This is a genomic window from Streptomyces sp. NPDC107765 (assembly GCF_055657085.1).
Genome location: NZ_JBVKBL010000026.1, coordinates 55,105 through 69,796, shown reverse-complemented (window position 1 = coordinate 69,796; position 14,692 = coordinate 55,105). Strand labels below are relative to the sequence as shown.

The 14,692-nt window shown below is 74.9% G+C and carries 11 protein-coding genes; 5 read left to right on the top strand and 6 right to left on the bottom strand.

Annotation, left to right across the window (positions count from 1 at the left end; translation table 11 throughout):
- Positions 1–266 precede the first annotated feature (266 nt).
- A complete protein-coding gene (locus ACZ7MX_RS38255; RefSeq protein WP_472139126.1) occupies positions 267–653 on the top strand; it encodes a metallopeptidase family protein in 387 nt (128 codons plus the stop codon).
- Positions 654–677: 24 nt separating this feature from the next.
- On the opposite strand, the gene ACZ7MX_RS38250 is transcribed toward ACZ7MX_RS38255, so the two are convergent.
- The 3 genes from ACZ7MX_RS38250 to ACZ7MX_RS38240 all read right to left on the bottom strand — a co-directional run bounded on the left by ACZ7MX_RS38250 (position 678) and on the right by ACZ7MX_RS38240 (position 6,579).
- Positions 678–2,240: a DUF5719 family protein gene (locus tag ACZ7MX_RS38250; protein WP_472139124.1), complete on the bottom strand. Its 1,563-nt coding sequence runs from the start codon at positions 2,238–2,240 to the stop codon at positions 678–680.
- A complete protein-coding gene (locus ACZ7MX_RS38245) occupies positions 2,237–5,998 on the bottom strand; it encodes a glycosyltransferase (protein ID WP_472139122.1) in 3,762 nt (1,253 codons plus the stop codon). The genes ACZ7MX_RS38250 and ACZ7MX_RS38245 overlap by 4 nt, the downstream gene beginning before the upstream one ends.
- Before the next feature lie 317 nt (positions 5,999–6,315).
- The gene (locus tag ACZ7MX_RS38240) at positions 6,316–6,579 is read right to left on the bottom strand and encodes a WhiB family transcriptional regulator (RefSeq protein ID WP_003983763.1); all 264 of its coding nucleotides are present in this window, start codon (positions 6,577–6,579) and stop codon (positions 6,316–6,318) included.
- Positions 6,580–7,283: 704 nt separating this feature from the next.
- Here ACZ7MX_RS38240 and ACZ7MX_RS38235 point away from each other — a divergent pair.
- Genes ACZ7MX_RS38235 through ACZ7MX_RS38225 form a run of 3 tightly spaced genes read left to right on the top strand, consistent with a single transcriptional unit; the run spans position 7,284 to position 10,102 of the window.
- Positions 7,284–7,781 (top strand): cysteine dioxygenase, encoded by a 498-nt coding sequence (locus ACZ7MX_RS38235; protein ID WP_472139120.1) that lies wholly within the window; start codon positions 7,284–7,286, stop codon positions 7,779–7,781.
- A gap of 42 nt (positions 7,782–7,823) precedes the next feature.
- A complete protein-coding gene (gene cofD / locus ACZ7MX_RS38230) occupies positions 7,824–8,780 on the top strand; it encodes a 2-phospho-L-lactate transferase (protein ID WP_472139118.1) in 957 nt (318 codons plus the stop codon).
- Complete coding sequence (locus ACZ7MX_RS38225) at positions 8,777–10,102, top strand: coenzyme F420-0:L-glutamate ligase (protein ID WP_472139116.1); 1,326 nt, start codon at positions 8,777–8,779, stop codon at positions 10,100–10,102. The genes cofD and ACZ7MX_RS38225 overlap by 4 nt, the downstream gene beginning before the upstream one ends.
- A gap of 33 nt (positions 10,103–10,135) precedes the next feature.
- On the opposite strand, the gene ACZ7MX_RS38220 is transcribed toward ACZ7MX_RS38225, so the two are convergent.
- The 3 genes from ACZ7MX_RS38220 to ACZ7MX_RS38210 form a co-directional block, all read right to left on the bottom strand.
- Positions 10,136–11,041, bottom strand: a complete 906-nt coding sequence (locus tag ACZ7MX_RS38220; protein ID WP_472139114.1) for a DNA-3-methyladenine glycosylase family protein — start codon at positions 11,039–11,041, stop codon at positions 10,136–10,138.
- Positions 11,042–11,105: 64 nt separating this feature from the next.
- Complete coding sequence (gene manB, locus ACZ7MX_RS38215) at positions 11,106–12,188, bottom strand: mannose-1-phosphate guanylyltransferase (RefSeq protein WP_472139112.1); 1,083 nt, start codon at positions 12,186–12,188, stop codon at positions 11,106–11,108.
- Positions 12,189–12,400: 212 nt separating this feature from the next.
- On the bottom strand, positions 12,401–13,741 hold the full coding sequence (locus tag ACZ7MX_RS38210) for an N-acetylmuramoyl-L-alanine amidase (protein WP_472139110.1): 1,341 nt from the start codon (positions 13,739–13,741) through the stop codon (positions 12,401–12,403).
- Positions 13,742–13,870: 129 nt separating this feature from the next.
- Between ACZ7MX_RS38210 and ACZ7MX_RS38205 the strand changes: the two genes are divergently transcribed.
- Positions 13,871–14,635: a TIGR03089 family protein gene (locus ACZ7MX_RS38205; RefSeq protein ID WP_472139108.1), complete on the top strand. Its 765-nt coding sequence runs from the start codon at positions 13,871–13,873 to the stop codon at positions 14,633–14,635.
- Positions 14,636–14,692 lie beyond the last annotated feature (57 nt).

Sequence of the window (14,692 nt, the reverse complement as noted above, 5' to 3'; positions counted from 1 at the left end):
GCGGGGCGGGACGGTCGGTGTGCGGGAGGGAATACCCTCATGAGTTAGTGCATTTCCGGCCATTCGGCGGGAGTTCCGCGATCTGATGTGGGGAGGGAAACGAAACCGATCCGGACCGGTCCGGTCAGCCTGCGACATGCCGCATCTTGTGGCGGTCTGCGGTTTCCGGCGGTCCGTGACGGCTACGCTCGATGCTGATGGACAGGCCCGTACCTCCCCGACCGGCGGAGCCGCGGCTCCGCCGCCGCGACCGTCACGGCCGCGGCATGCGCGGTCCGATCGCGCCGCCCCAGGTGCCGCTGTCGGTGACCCGCGCGGACGCCTTCGTGGATCTCGTCTACGACTCGCGGGACCGGCTGGAGCGGCGCTGGCCGCAGCTGGCCCAGGTCGACTTCCTGGTGGTCGAGGTGCCCGGGTTCGGACCGGACGGCGCGGAGGGGCCGGTCGACGAGGAGAGCGTGCCGCTGGGGCGGGTACTGCCGGCGGCGGGCGGACATCGCGACCGGATCGTGATCTACCGGCGGCCGGTGGAGATCCGTACGAAGAGCCGGGACGAGCGGGCGCTGCTGGTGCACGAGGTGGTCGTCGAGCAGGTCGCCGATCTGCTGGGGCTGGCCCCGGAGTCGGTGGACCCGCGCTACGGGCAGGAGTAGGCCCGTAGCGCGGGTCCGGTGTCCTCAGTCGGTGAGCAGGGACAGGTCCTGGCCGGCGGTGGGGACGACGACCGAGCCGCGGTCGTCGGGCAGCGGCTGGACGGTGAAGGCGGGGACGCCGCCCTGGGGGCGGGCGAGTGTCCGGGCCGCGTAGACGGGGCCGCTGCCCGGCTCGGGCTCCACGGTGAGGGCGTAGCCGCCCTTGAGGCCCTGCGGGCGGGGCGGGTCGATGTCGAGGGTGGTGCCGCCCTTGACCGTGTACGTCTTGGTGACCGGGGTGCCGCCGCCGCTGCCCGCGGAGGCGGTGACCTTCACCTTGGCGTCCTTGCCCTTCTCGGGGGCGGCCAGGGACAGGGTGCTGCCCTTGGCGCCGTTGTCGGCGGCGGTGGCGCGCTTCTCCACCGGGCGGGTGGCGGGGATGAAGGCCATCTCCTGGTTGCCGCCCTTGCCCCGGGTGACCCGCAGTGCCGCCGAGACGGGGGCCTTGGCGCCGGGGTCGGTGGGGGTGAGCACCAGGGAGCCGGCCTCGCCCTTGGTGACGTCCTTGAGGTCCACCGCGGTGGTCATGCCGCTCTTGAGGTGCAGCGTCTCCAGGCCGGCCGGGGTGATCAGGCCGGTGGGGGTGGCGAGTTGCACCTTCAGGTCGGCGTCGGTGTCGCCGGGGGCGAGGGCGACCAGCCGGACGGAGATGGCGTCCTTGGGGATGCCGGGGAGGACCACGCTCGGGGCGGGGTCGGCGGCGGCCGGCAGCCAGTCGCTGCCCAGCTTGCTGTCGGTGGCCTGGACGGCGGCGCCGACCCGGCCCTCGCGGGCGAGGACGTGCAGGGTGGCGTTGGTGGCGGGGCGGGTGGTGAGGGTGGAGAGCAGGACGGGGACGGTGGTGTGCGGGGGGACGGTGATGTCCTCGCCGGCCGAGCCGCCCAACGAGCCGTCCTTGCCGTGCAGTTCGAGGTCGACGACGGCGGGGGTGGTGTCGGGGTTGGTGAGGTGCACGTAGTCCTGGCGTTCGGTGGCGGTGCTGACGCCGGGGAACCAGAACGTGGTGTCGGGGGTGGGGCAGCTCAGCCCGAGCAGGCCGCGGCCGGCGCCGGCCGCGACGGTGGTGGTCTGCTGGACGGTCCAGCCGGGCGCGAGGGTGCCGTCGGCCGCGCCCACGAGGGCGGGGGCGTCGGCCCGGTCGGTGGTGGTGGTGACCGGCTTGCCGGCCTGCCGGAGGGGGACGACGGGCGTGGTGTCGGCGGGCGGGACGGTGGTGCGGCCGGTGTCCGCGGACGTGGACCTGCCGCCCTTCTTCTTGCCGTTGCCGGCGCCGGCGTCCTTGACGGTCCCGGCGGGCAGCAGCTTCGCGGTGCCCTTCTTGGTGTCGGCGCCGGCTGCGGCGCCCTGGGGGACGAAGGCGGTGTAGGTGGTCTCGCCGACGTCGGAGGAGGTGGGCGGGGGGCAGAGCAGCGCGGAGCGCTGGACGGGCAGCCGGGCGGCGCCGCCGGGGGTTTTCGGGGTGCCGCCGGGGGCCGCGACGGCGGCGATGCCGGTGACGGCGGCCAGCGCGGCGACCGCGCCGATCAGGGACGTCATGGTGCGCTTCACTGCTGGTCGCTCCCGTCACGGCGCGGCTCGGGATAGGAGCCGGGGGGCCCGGAGTACCCCGGGTACGCGGTGCCGTCGTCGTAGGGCTGTTGCTGGGGCTGCGGCGTGCCGTCCGGGTACGGCTGCTGGGCGTAGCCGTACGGGTCGTAGGCGCCGGCCTGGTAGGGGTCGCCGGTGTAGGTGCCGGTCGGCTGGTAGGGGTCCGCCTGCGGGTACTGGCCGCCGTACTGCGTGCCCTGGTACGGGTCGTAGGGCTGCTGCTCGGCGACGTGCTGGCCGGGGGCGGCCGGCCAGTCCTCGTAGGAGGGCTGCTGCGGTACGGCGGCGTACGGGTCGCCGGCCGCGGCGGGTTCCTGGGGGGCCGCCGGGTCGGCGGGCGGGGCGGGCGGCTCCTCGCCGGTGCGGGCGGCCGGGATGCCGGCGTCGGCCGCTTCGGAGGTGCCGGCGGCCTCGGCCTGGGCGCGCAGCCGGCGGGCCCGGCGGCCGTCGCCGGTGGCCGCGGCGGCCTGTGCGGCGACGTCGTCCTCGGGCAGGTCGTCGTCGATCTCGCGGCGGCGGCCGGGCAGGGCGAGGACGACCAGGACGACGGCGAGCAGGCCCTGGGCCCACAGCCACAGGGTGTGGCCGAGCGGGTTCTCGTGGGTGAGGTCGAGCCGGCCGCCGTTGGAGGGCAGGGTGAAGCCCTGGGCCCAGCCGTCGACGGTGACGGGCTTGAGCGGGGTGCCGTCGAGGGTGGCCTGCCAGCCCTCGTCGGCGGCGTCGGCGAGGCGCAGCACCCGGCCGGCGGGCCCGGCGGGCAGCTTGGTGTGCGCCTCGACGGGTCCGGCGGCCACGGCCGTGGGCGCGGCGGCCTCGCCGGCGGTGGTGCCGTCCTGGGCCTGGGGCGGGACGATCGAGACCCGGGAGACCCGGCGGTCGACGCGCCACAGGGCGCTGCCGTCCTCCTGGCTGAGGCGGGTCAGGCCCGGGGTGGCGTCCAGGACGCGGCCCATCTCGCGCGGGGCGCCGTTCCTGACCAGGACGTAGCGGACCGCGTAGCCGCCGAGCTGGTTGGTCTGGTCGGCGCCGGAGCCGGCGACGAGGTTGGCGACGATGCTGCCGAAGCGCTTGTCCTCACCGGCCTCGGCGGCCAGGTCGGCGTCGCCGAGGCGGGCGCCGGAGCCGCGGACGAGGGTGTAGGAGACGTGGCCGGGGGTGCCGTCGAGGACGAGGGTGCGGGGCTGGTCGGCGCTGCCGGACTCCTCGGCGACGAACGCCGGGACCTGTTCGGGGCCGCGCCGTTCCAGCGGGCCGGCCGCGCCGGTGATCATCCAGCTGACCGCGGCGTAGAGCGGGGCGAGCACGGACGCCAGCGCGATCAGCACGGCGACCGGTTGCTTCCAGCCGAAGCCGAGGCTGGCCATGCGGGTGCGGATGCCCTCGGCGCCGAGGGCGGCGGCGCAGAGCAGGGCCAGGCCGTAGACGAGGACGGCGGGGCCGGTCCAGCCGGAGCCGTTGCCGAGCGCGGCGAAGAGCAGGCCGGTGAGGGCGACGGCCCAGGCGGTGCGGATGGCGAGCTGGCGGGCGTCGCGCAGGGTCGCGGCGAGTGCGGCGAGGACGATGCCGAGGAGCAGCAGTCCGCCGGTGGCCTTGGGGCCGCCGGGGCTGAGGCCGATGAGGTCGAGGACGGAGGCGGAGCCGGTGCCGTAGGCGAGGCCGGCCTCCTGGAAGAAGCGGGACGGGTGGGTCAGCAGGGACAGCGACCAGGGGGCGAGCACGACGAGCGGGGCGAGGACCACGGCCAGGAACCGCAGCCCGTAGCCGACGATCTGGTCGCGGCTGCCATCGACAAGCCGCAGCACCAGCAGTCCGATGCCGAGCAGGACGGCCATCGGCCAGACCACCGGGGTGAAGGCCGTGGTGAAGGTGATCAGCAGGGCGTACGCCCAGGTGGCGCGCCAGCTGGGGCGGGTGCCGGCGGGGAGCCGGAGGCCGCTCGCGGCGATCGCGGCGCGCGCCATGAGGGGCAGCAGGATCGCGAGGACGGCGGTGCCCAGCCGGCCGCCGGCCAGTGCGCCGGCCGCGGCGGGCAGGAAGGCGTAGGCGATGCTGCCCCAGGCCCGCAGCAGCCGGGAGGTGACCAGCGGGCGGGAGGCGAAGTAGGCGGTGAGGCCGGCCAGCGGGACGGAGCAGACCAGCAGCAGGGTCAGCGTGAAGCCGGTGGAGCCGAGGAAGACGCTGGAGACCAGGGCGACGACGGCCAGATAGGGCGGTGCGGCGGCGCTGTCGCCGGTGCCGACCGCGTGCCAGCTGTCGAGGTAGGCCGACCAGAGGTCAAAGACGCTGCCGGGGGCGGGCAGCAGTGCGCCGCCGGTGAGGGCACCGGAGCCGAGCAGCCCGCGACAGGCGACCAGGGAGACGACCAGCAGGACGAGGAAGAGCACCGGGGCCGGTTTGCGGGCGATCCGCTTGAGCCGGGCGAACTGCTCGATCTCCAGGAAGTCGGCGTCGTCGCCGCCGGGTCCGGATTCGACGGCGCCGTGCCGGCCGGCCGAGGCCACGTCGGGGGCGGCCCGGCCGGCGAGGTTGCCGGCGATCTGCTCGACGGTGGCCCGGACGGTCGCGCCGGGCGGCGGGAAGAGCGGCCGCAGCTCGCTCGGGTCCACCGCGGGGCGGCCTCTGCGTTTGCGGGCGGCGAGGATCTTGCCGGGCCGCAGCAGGGTGCCGAAGAGGCCGGCGAGTTCGTCGATGGCCTGGCCGGGGACCTTGCCGACGAGGTAGGCGAGGACCCGCAGGAGGGTGCCGAGCAGCAGCCGCAGCAGGACGTACGGCAGGATCCGGCCGCGGGTGTTGGTGAGCAGGGTGTAGACGGCGCCGGCCTTGTCGACGCGGTGCGGGTTGGCCACGCTGCGGCCGACGCAGTCGATGGGGCGGCGTTCGCGGGCGGCGGCCTCGGCGTGCCGGAGAACGGCGTCCGGGGCGACGAGGACCTGGTGGCCGGCGGCCTGGGCGCGCCAGCACAGGTCGACGTCGTCGCGCATCAGGGGCAGCCGGCGGTCGAAGCCGCCCAACTCCTCGTAGACGTCGCGGCGGATGAGCATGCCGGCGGTGGAGACCGACAGCACCGGGCGGACCTGGTCGTGCTGGCCCTGGTCCTGTTCGCGGCGGTCCAGGCCGGTCCAACGGCGGCCGCTGCGGGCGATGCTGACACCGGTTTCGAGGAGCTGGCGGCGGTCGTACCAGCTGCGCAGCTTGGGGCCGACGATGACGGCCGAGGGGCTGGCGTCGGCGACCCGCAGCAGTTCGGCGAGGGCGTCGGGCTCGGGGGCGCAGTCGTCGTGCAGCAGCCACAGCCACTGGACCGGTTCGCCGTGCGGCAGTTCCGGCATGTCGTAGGCCTCGTCGCGCCAGGTGCGGCTGACCGGGTCCCAGCCGCTGGGGCGGCGCAGGTACGGCAGGTCGTCCGGGCCGAGCAGGGGGGCGGTGCGGACCGCCTCGTCGACGGCGGTGCCGAATCCGGAGCGGCGGGCGAGGTGCAGGACGCGTTCGTCGCCGAGGGATTCGGTGAGCAGCTGGGCGGAGTGGTCCGCGCTGCCGGTGTCGGCGCCGATGGCGTTCTGCACCGGGCGTTCCTGGCCGAGCAGGCCGGTGAGCGCGTCGGGCAGCCAGCGGGCGCCGTCGTGGGAGACGATCACGGCGGTGACGACGTGCCGCGGGAACTCTGGCGTGGCGGCTGCATATGAGGCGGCCTGCGCCGCCGACTGGCTGTGCACGGACATCGAGGTACGGGCCCTCCGGACCCGGGAGTTCGAAGGCCCGCGGCGAAGTCGCTTTCAGGCCCCGCCCCCGGAAGACACTGCGACGGACTACGAGGCGACGCGCGCGCCCCGGTGGGCGGCGGCGCATCTCGGACGGGGCCCCACACTAATGGTTCGCGCCGGTGCCCCGACCGGGCCCGTACACAGCAGTCCGCCTCCGGCGCCCGGTGCGCTGGAGGCGGAGTGGTCGCTATAGGGGGATATGGGGAGTTGGGGCGGTGCGGCGGCGGGGTCCGAGAGACCGCGCGCCCTGGGCGGGGGTGGCTGACTCGTCACGGTCAGACGGCGGCCTTCTTGAGCCGGCGCCGCTCGCGCTCCGACAGACCGCCCCAAATACCGAAGCGCTCGTCGTTGGCGAGGGCGTATTCGAGGCATTCGGACCGGACTTCACAGGCGAGACAGACCTTCTTCGCCTCGCGGGTGGAGCCACCCTTCTCCGGGAAGAAGGACTCGGGGTCGGTCTGGGCGCACAGTGCGCGCTCCTGCCAGCCGAGCTCCTCGTCCGCCTCCTCGACCAGCAATTCCTGGAACAGCTCGGTCATGTGCGCCCCTCGTCTGTCTTTACGTCCCCGTGATCAAGCCGTGATCGATTTCGGCTGAACGACACGAGTGAAATTACAAGTGTGGTGATCCGGGCCAGTCAAGCCGAGATCTGCTATTGAGCCTCTTATTCACTCGGCGGAACCAAGCGGATGCGGAAAGTGTTCAAATCAGTAAAAACCAGGACACTTCCCCGGGCGTGCCCCCCGGCACGTCCGCGTCATCGATGAAGACGTGCTCAGGCGGCGTTCGCGTTGCACCCCGCGGGCCGAAGCGGGGAAGATCACAGACGGATCACGGGACCGCAACGGCGTTTGGAGCAGCGGTTGCCGGTCGATGTCTCCGCGTCCGGGGCTGCACAAACCTTTCTCCGGCCGGAGTAACCGGATGCGGTGAAAGATTCGCGGCAAACCAGACGTCCGGTTGACATTGCGCCGGGAACCCGGTCTCCTTGACCCCATGCCAGTGACTGCCGCGCCCCGACTGACCCGTGCCTACGGGTCGCTCTGCGCTGCGCAGGCTCGCTGTCGCTGTTCCAGCTGTTGATGCCACCGAGCTCCGGCTTCTCCGCTCGCACCACCCCGCAGCGCCCCGCATTTCCCGCCCGCGCCGCGCACCCCACAGGGACCGCCCGCGCCGGCCACCCCCCTCCCCCGGCCACGGCGGGGAGGTCCCCCCAGCTCTTCCGCCGAGGAACCCGAAACCGATGAACAGCGACGTCCAGATCGCCGGCGACCCGCTCGCCGTCCCCCACCTCCTGCCGCCCGTCCCCGCGCACCCGGACACCGTCGCCGGCTTCGCCGGGCTCGCCCGCACCATCGCCGCGGACCGCGCCGCATGGGCCCCACTGGTCCGCTACGACGCCACCACCCGCTGGTACCACCGGCTGCGCACCGGGCCCGGTTACGAGGTGTGGCTGCTGAGCTGGCTCCCCGGCCAGGGCAGCGGACGGCACGACCACGGGCCGTCCTCCGGCGTACTGACCGTCCTGCAGGGCGAGTTGACCGAACACGGCACCACCGGACCGCGCCCCCTGACCGCCGGCACCCAGAAGGTCTTCGCCCCCGGCTACGTCCACGAGGTCGTCAACGACTCCCTGACGCCCGCGGTCAGCCTGCACGTCTACTTCCCCGGTCTGACCGAAATGCCCATGCACGACACGGCCCACTGCGCCACGGCGGCACGGCAGACCACCGGGGCCTGACGCCCCGGGCCGTGGGCCTCCTCCGGCTGACACACTGTCTTTATGCGAATCGTGGTTCTGGCCGGCGGTATCGGCGGCGCCCGCTTTCTGCGGGGACTGAAGGCAGCGGCTCCGGACGCGGACATCACCGTCATCGGCAACACCGGTGACGACATCCACCTGTTCGGCCTGAAGGTGTGTCCCGACCTCGACACCGTGATGTACACGCTCGGCGGCGGCATCAACGAGGAGCAGGGCTGGGGCCGCGCCGACGAGACCTTCCGGGTCAAGGAGGAACTGGCCGCCTACGGCGTCGGCCCCGAGTGGTTCGGGCTCGGCGACCGGGACTTCGCCACGCACATCGTGCGCACCCAGATGCTGGCCGCCGGCTACCCGCTCAGCGCCGTCACCGAGGCGCTCTGCGCGCGCTGGCAGCCCGGCGTGCGGCTGCTGCCGATGTCCGACGACCGGGTCGAGACCCACGTCGCGATCGAGGAGGACGGCGAACAGCGGGCCGTGCACTTCCAGGAGTACTGGGTGCGGCTGCGCGCCTCGGTGGACGCACAGGCCGTCGTACCCGTCGGCGCCGAGCAGGCCAAGCCCGCCCCCGGCGTCCTGGAGGCCCTCGGCGAGGCCGACGTCATCCTCTTCCCGCCGTCCAACCCCGTCGTCAGCGTCGGCACCATCCTCGCCGTGCCCGGGATCCGCGAGGCGATCGCGGACGCCGGGGTGCCGGTGATCGGGCTCTCGCCGATCGTCGGGGACGCGCCGGTGCGCGGTATGGCGGACAAGGTGCTGGCGGCGGTCGGCGTGGAGTCCACCGCGTCGGCGGTCGCCCGGCACTACGGTTCGGGGCTGCTCGACGGCTGGCTGGTCGACTCCGTCGACGCCGGCGCGGTGGCCGAGGTCGAGGCGGCCGGGATCCGCTGCCGCGCCGTACCGCTGATGATGACCGACCTGGACGCCACGGCCGCGATGGCGCGCGAGGCGCTCGCGCTGGCCGAGGAGGTCCGGGCGTGACCGGCGACGCCGACGTACCGGCGTACCGGGTCCGGGCGCTGCCCGGGATCCCCGAGGTGCGGCCCGGCGACGACCTGGTGAAGCTGATCGCGGCCGCGGCGACCGCCGACGGCGGGCTCCAACTCGCCGACGGCGACGTGCTGTTGGTGACGTCGAAGATCGTCAGCAAGGCCGAGGGGCGGATCGTCGAGGCCACCGACCGGGAGGCGGCGATCGACCGGGAGACCGTGCGGCTGGTCGCCCGCCGCGGCCCGCTGCGGATCGTCGAGAACCGGCAGGGCCTGGTGATGGCCGCGGCCGGCGTCGACGCCTCCAACACCCCGGCCGGAACGGTCCTGTTGCTGCCCGAGGACCCGGACCGCTCGGCGCGGGCCCTGCGGGACGGACTGCGCACCGAACTCGGCGTGGACGTCGGCGTCGTCATCACCGACACCTTCGGGCGCCCCTGGCGCAGCGGTCTGGCCGACGTCGCCATCGGGGCGGCCGGCGTGCGGGTGCTGGACGACCTGCGCGGCGGCACGGACGCGTACGGCAATCCGCTCAGCGCGACCGTGGTGGCCACCGCGGACGAACTGGCCGCGGCGGGCGACCTGGTGAAGGGCAAGGCGGCCGGGCTGCCGGTCGCCGTGGTGCGCGGACTGGGGCACGTCGTCGAGGAGACCGGTGACGGGGCGCGGGCGATGGTGCGCGGCGCCGCGGACGACATGTTCCGGCTGGGCACCTCCGAGGCCGTACGGGAGGCGGTGACGCTGCGGCGTACGGTGCGGGCCTTCACCGACGACCCGGTCGACCCGGGCGCGGTGCGGCGCGCGGTGGCCGCGGCGGTCACCGCCCCGGCGCCGCACCACACCACGCCGTGGCGGTTCGTGCTGCTGGAGTCCGCCGGGGCGCGGGAGCGGCTGCTGGACGCGATGCGGGACGCCTGGATCGCGGATCTGCGCGGCGACGGCAGGTCGGAGGAGGCCATCGACCGACGGGTGCGGCGCGGCGATGTGCTGCGCAACGCGCCGTATCTGGCGGTGCCGTGCATGGTGCTGGACGGTGCGCACAGCTATCCGGACGCGCGGCGCAACGCGGCGGAGCGGGAGATGTTCGTCGTCGCCCACGGGGCGGGGATCCAGAACTTCCTGGTGGCGCTGGCGGGCGAGCGGCTGGGGTCCGCCTGGATCTCCTCGACGATGTTCTGCCGGGACGTCGTACGGGAGGTCCTGGGCCTGCCCGGCGACTGGGAGCCGATGGGGGCGGTGGCCATCGGCCGGCCGGCCGGGGCGCCGCGCCCGCGGGCGGCGCGGAGCGCGGACGACTTCGTGGTGGTGCGCTGAGGCGAGGAGGCCCGCGGGGCGGTCCCGCCGGCCTCAGAGGCGGGCGATGTCGCCGACCGGGAACCGGGGGGCGCGCCGCGGCGGGGTGATCCCGGAGAGCAGGATCAGCCGGGCGGCGCGGTGCCGCTGCCCGGCGTACGGCGCGAGGAGTTCGAGCATCTCCGCGTCGGTCGTGCCGCGGCGGCCGGTGAGGGCGTAGCCGATGATCTTCGGGAGGTGCAGATCGCCGACCGTGACCGCGTCCGGGGCGCCCAGGGCGCGCTGGAGCGTCTCCGCGGCGGTCCACGGGCCGATGCCGGGTATCGCCGTCAGCCGGCGGGTGGCGTCGGCCAGCTCCATCGCCGCGGCCTCCTCCATCCGGCGGGCCACCCGAACGGCGCGCAGGATCGCGGACGAGCGCTTGGCGTCCACGCCGGCCCGGTGCCACTCCCACGAGGGGATCAGCGCCCAGCCGCGCGGATCGGGCATCACCCGCAGCCGCTCCCAGGGGCCGGGCGCGGGCTCGCCGTGCCGCTGGAGCAGCAGGCGCCAGGCGCGGTACGCCTCGTCGCTGGTGACCTTCTGCTCCAGGATCGAGGGGATCAGCGATTCCAGGACCAGGCCGGTGCGGGCGAGCCGGACGCCGGGGTGGCGGCGGCGCGCCTCATGGACGATGCGGTGCCGGGCGGTCAGCTGCGCCGGGTCGTCGTCCTCCCCCAGCAGTCGGGGCAGCCGGTCCAGCAGCCACTCGGCGCCGGGCCCCCAGGCTTCGGCCGCCACCTCGCCGACGGCCGGGCGGGCCGTGACGCACAGCGTGCCGGGGCCCTGGGGCGTACGGCAGGCGCGCCAGATCTCACCGCCGCGCACCGCGAACGCCGGGTCGCCGGGGCCGCGCTGCAGCACCCCCAGGGTGCGGTGCAGGTCGTACGGGCCGGGCGGGACCCAGGTGCGGGCGGGCATGCGGCCAGATTAGGCGATGCGACCGACAGCGGGCCGGCAGCGGGGTGCGGGGCCCTGGTGGGGGCTACTGGTCGGACGAGAACCGTACCGACCCGGCCGGGATCTGTGCGTCGCACCAGATGCGGATGCCGTCGCGGAGTTCGTTGTCGGCGCCGATGCGGGCGCCGTCGCCGATGACCGCGCCGTCGAGCACCGTACGGGCGCCGATGCGGGCGCCCGCGCCGATCAGGGAGTCGCGGATCACGGCGCCGGGTTCGACGACCGCGCCCTCCAGGACGGCGCTGCCGTCGAGCTCGGCGCCGGCGCCGATGACGGTGCGCGGGCCGACGACCGTACCGCCGGTGAGCTTGGCGTCCGGGGCGACCTCGGCCGTCGCAAGGACCAGGCGGTCGCCGCGGCGGCCGGGCACCGCCGGGGACGGGGCGCGGCCCAGGACCAGGTCGGCGGAGCCGCGTACGAAGGCCTGCGGGGTGCCGAGGTCCAGCCAGTACGTGGAGTCGACCATGCCCTGGAGGTGTGCGCCGTCGGCGAGCAGCCCGGGGAAGGTCTCGCGTTCGACGGAGACCGGGCGGCCGGCCGGGATGGTGTCGATGACCGACCGGTTGAAGACGTAGGCGCCGGCGTTGATCTGGTCGGTGACGATCTCCTCGGGCGTCTGCGGCTTCTCCAGGAAGGCGGTGACCCGTCCGGTGGCGTCGGTGGGGACGAGACCGAAGGCGCGCGGGTCCTCGACCCGGGTGAGGTGCAGGGAGACGTCGGCGCCGGAGGTACGGTGGGTGTCGACCAGGGCCTTGATGTCCAGGCCGGTGAGGATGTCGCCGTTGAAGATGAGGACCGGGTCGCCGGGGGCGGAGTGCAGCCGTTCGGCGACGTTGCGGATGGCGCCGCCGGTGCCCAGCGGCTCCCGCTCGGTGACGTACTCCAGGTGCAGCCCGAGGGCCGAACCGTCGCCGAAATATGGCTCGAAAACCTCGGCGAGGTAGGAGGTGGCCAGGACGATGTGCTCGACGCCGGCGGCCCGGGCGCGGGCCAGCTGGTGGGTGAGGAACGGCACACCGGCCGCCGGGACCATGGGCTTGGGCGTGTGCACCGTCAGCGGGCGCAGCCGGGTGCCCTTGCCGCCGACCAGGAGGATCGCTTCTGTCACCTGTCGTCTCTGCTTCCTGCTGGGGTCGGCCGGTCGGCGGACCAGTGTAGGCAGACGGGCCCCCGGCCGGCCCCGGCGGAGGGCCGGGCCGGCCGGGGCGGACGCCGTGGTCCACGTCGTGGTCCCACGTCCTGGGGCCCATCGTGGTGCCAAGTCGTGGTCGCTAAGACGTGCCTGGTGCAGGAACGGTTCAGTGGTGCCCGGTTCCCCGGTCAGCGCCCCTGGAGTTGTGCGGCGGCGAGCCGGGTGGCGGCGAGTTTGTTGTAGAGGTGGTTGCCGGGGCAGTCGGTGGTGAAGCCGTCGCGGTGGCCGGAGATGACGTGCAGCGGGACCTTGGTTCCCTTGGGATAGCGGTTGCCGCCGGTGGAGACCATCTGTGTGGTGGCGCGCGGATCGGCGTGGGACAGGCCGAGCTTCCAGGCCGTCAGGCGGGCGACCGCGTCGAGGGCGGGCTTGGGCGGTTCGGTGTCGGTGTAGGTGCCGAGGACGGCGATGCCGGTGGAGGCGTTGTTGAAGCCGAGGGTGTGGGCGCCCATGACGGGCTTGGCGACGCCGCCGGCGCGGCCCTCGTAGACCGTTCCGCACTTGTCGATGAGGAAGTTGTAGCCGATGTCCCGCCAGTGGTTGCTCCTGACGTGGAAGCGGTACATGGCGCGGATCAGCTTGGGGGCCTCGGCGCAGGTGTAGTTGTTGCCGGAGCCGCTGTGGTGGACGAAGGCGGCGCGCACCGCGTGGGTGTAGAGGAAGGACTTCTCGCGCAGTTTCTCGTTGGCGCCCCAGCCGGCCCGGGTGACGATGCGGGGGCGCGGTCCGACGTAGGTCGGGCCGGCGGGCCGGCCGCCCGCGGCGGCGATGTCGGCCTGGGACGCGGCACGGTCGAGGGCGGGGATCTCGGTGGCGCCGACCGGGGCGAGGGCGGCGTTGGCGGCGGAGGCCGCGGTGGCGTCGGGGCCGAGCGGGGTCGGCGGGCCCTGGATGCCGCGGCGGGCGGGCGGTGCGCTGCCGGGGTCGACGAGTTCGAGGCGCAGACCGCGCGGGACGGCGACCGGGGCGCGGTTGCGGGTCTGCGGGGTGATGCGCAGCTGGACGGCGTCGGAGTCGCCGACCCACAGGGGCGCGGTGCTGCCGCGGACGTCGCTGTCGTGGCGTTCGGCGGCGTCGAGGTCGGGCGCGTCGTCGTTGTGGGTCAAGACGTCCTGCCAGCCGGTCCAGGCGCCGGTGCGGGCGGCGCGGGTGCGGACCTGGACCCGGCCGTGGAGTGCGGCGCCGGCGTCGTCCCAGACGACGCCGAGCAGGGAGAACGGCCGGACGCTGCGGGCCGGCAGGCCGAGGGTGCGGGGGGCCGGCGCGGTGGCGGTGTCGCGGTCGGTGGGGCGGGGCGCGCCGGGGCCGAGGGCCGCGACCGGCAGGGACTGGGTGCTGCCCGGGAGGTCGGCGGTGCGCGCCGCGGCGGGGCCGGGTGGCCGGCCGGCGGCACCGGCGTCCGGCGCGAAGGGCAGGGCGAGGGCGGCGGTGCACGCCGCGCCGAGACAGCTCGCGAGGAAGGGGCGCATGGACAGCATCGTGAACACGGGCACCGGCAACGCGCCAACGGTGACCTGACGGGGCATCGGCCGATCCGGTGGCCCGGGCCGGCCGGGCCCGACCCGCCGTCAGCGGCCGCCGCGCGTACCCTGGCCGCGATGAACGCCATCGATCGCACCCCCGCCGACCTGCTGGGTTCCGCGCTCGCCGCGGACCCGGCCCGCCCGCTGGTGACCTTCTACGACGACGCCACCGGCGAGCGCGTGGAACTGTCCGTCGCGACCTTCGCCAATTGGGTGGCCAAGACCGCCAACTATCTGCAGGGCGATCTGGCCGCCGAGCCCGGTGACCGGCTCGCGCTGCTGCTGCCCGCCCACTGGCAGACCGCCGTCTGGCTGCTGGCCTGTTCGGCGGTGGGCGTGGTGGCGGAGGTCGGCGGGGATCCGGCGGCCGCCGACCTGGTGGTGGCCGGGCCGGACCGGCTGGCACAGGCGCGGGCCTGTTCCGGGGAGCGGGTGGCGCTGGCGCTGCGTCCGCTGGGCGGACGTTTCCCGCAGCCGCCGGAGGGGTTCGCCGACTACGCCGTGGAGGTGCCGGGGCAGGGCGACCGGTTCGTGCCGTTCGTCCCGGTGGCGGCGGATGCGGTGGCGCTGGTGGTGGCCGGCGAGGAGCTGACCGGTGCCCAGGTCGTGGACCGGGCGCGGGCCGATGCGGCCGCGGCCGGGCTGCCCGCGGCGCCCCGGGTGCTGTCGGGGCTGCCGTACGACACCTGGGAGGGCCTGTCGTACGGGCTGTACGGGCCGCTGGCGGCCGGCGGCTCGGTGGTGCTCTGCCGGCACCTGGGCCGGCTGGCCGCGGAGGCCGAGGAGGCCCGGGAGACCAGCGAGAAGATCACGTTCCGGGCGCCGCGGGCGGCCGGGTAGGGGTGGCGCGGGGGCCGGCCCGGGGTGCCTGCGGGGCCGCTCCCCCGTCCGGCGGAC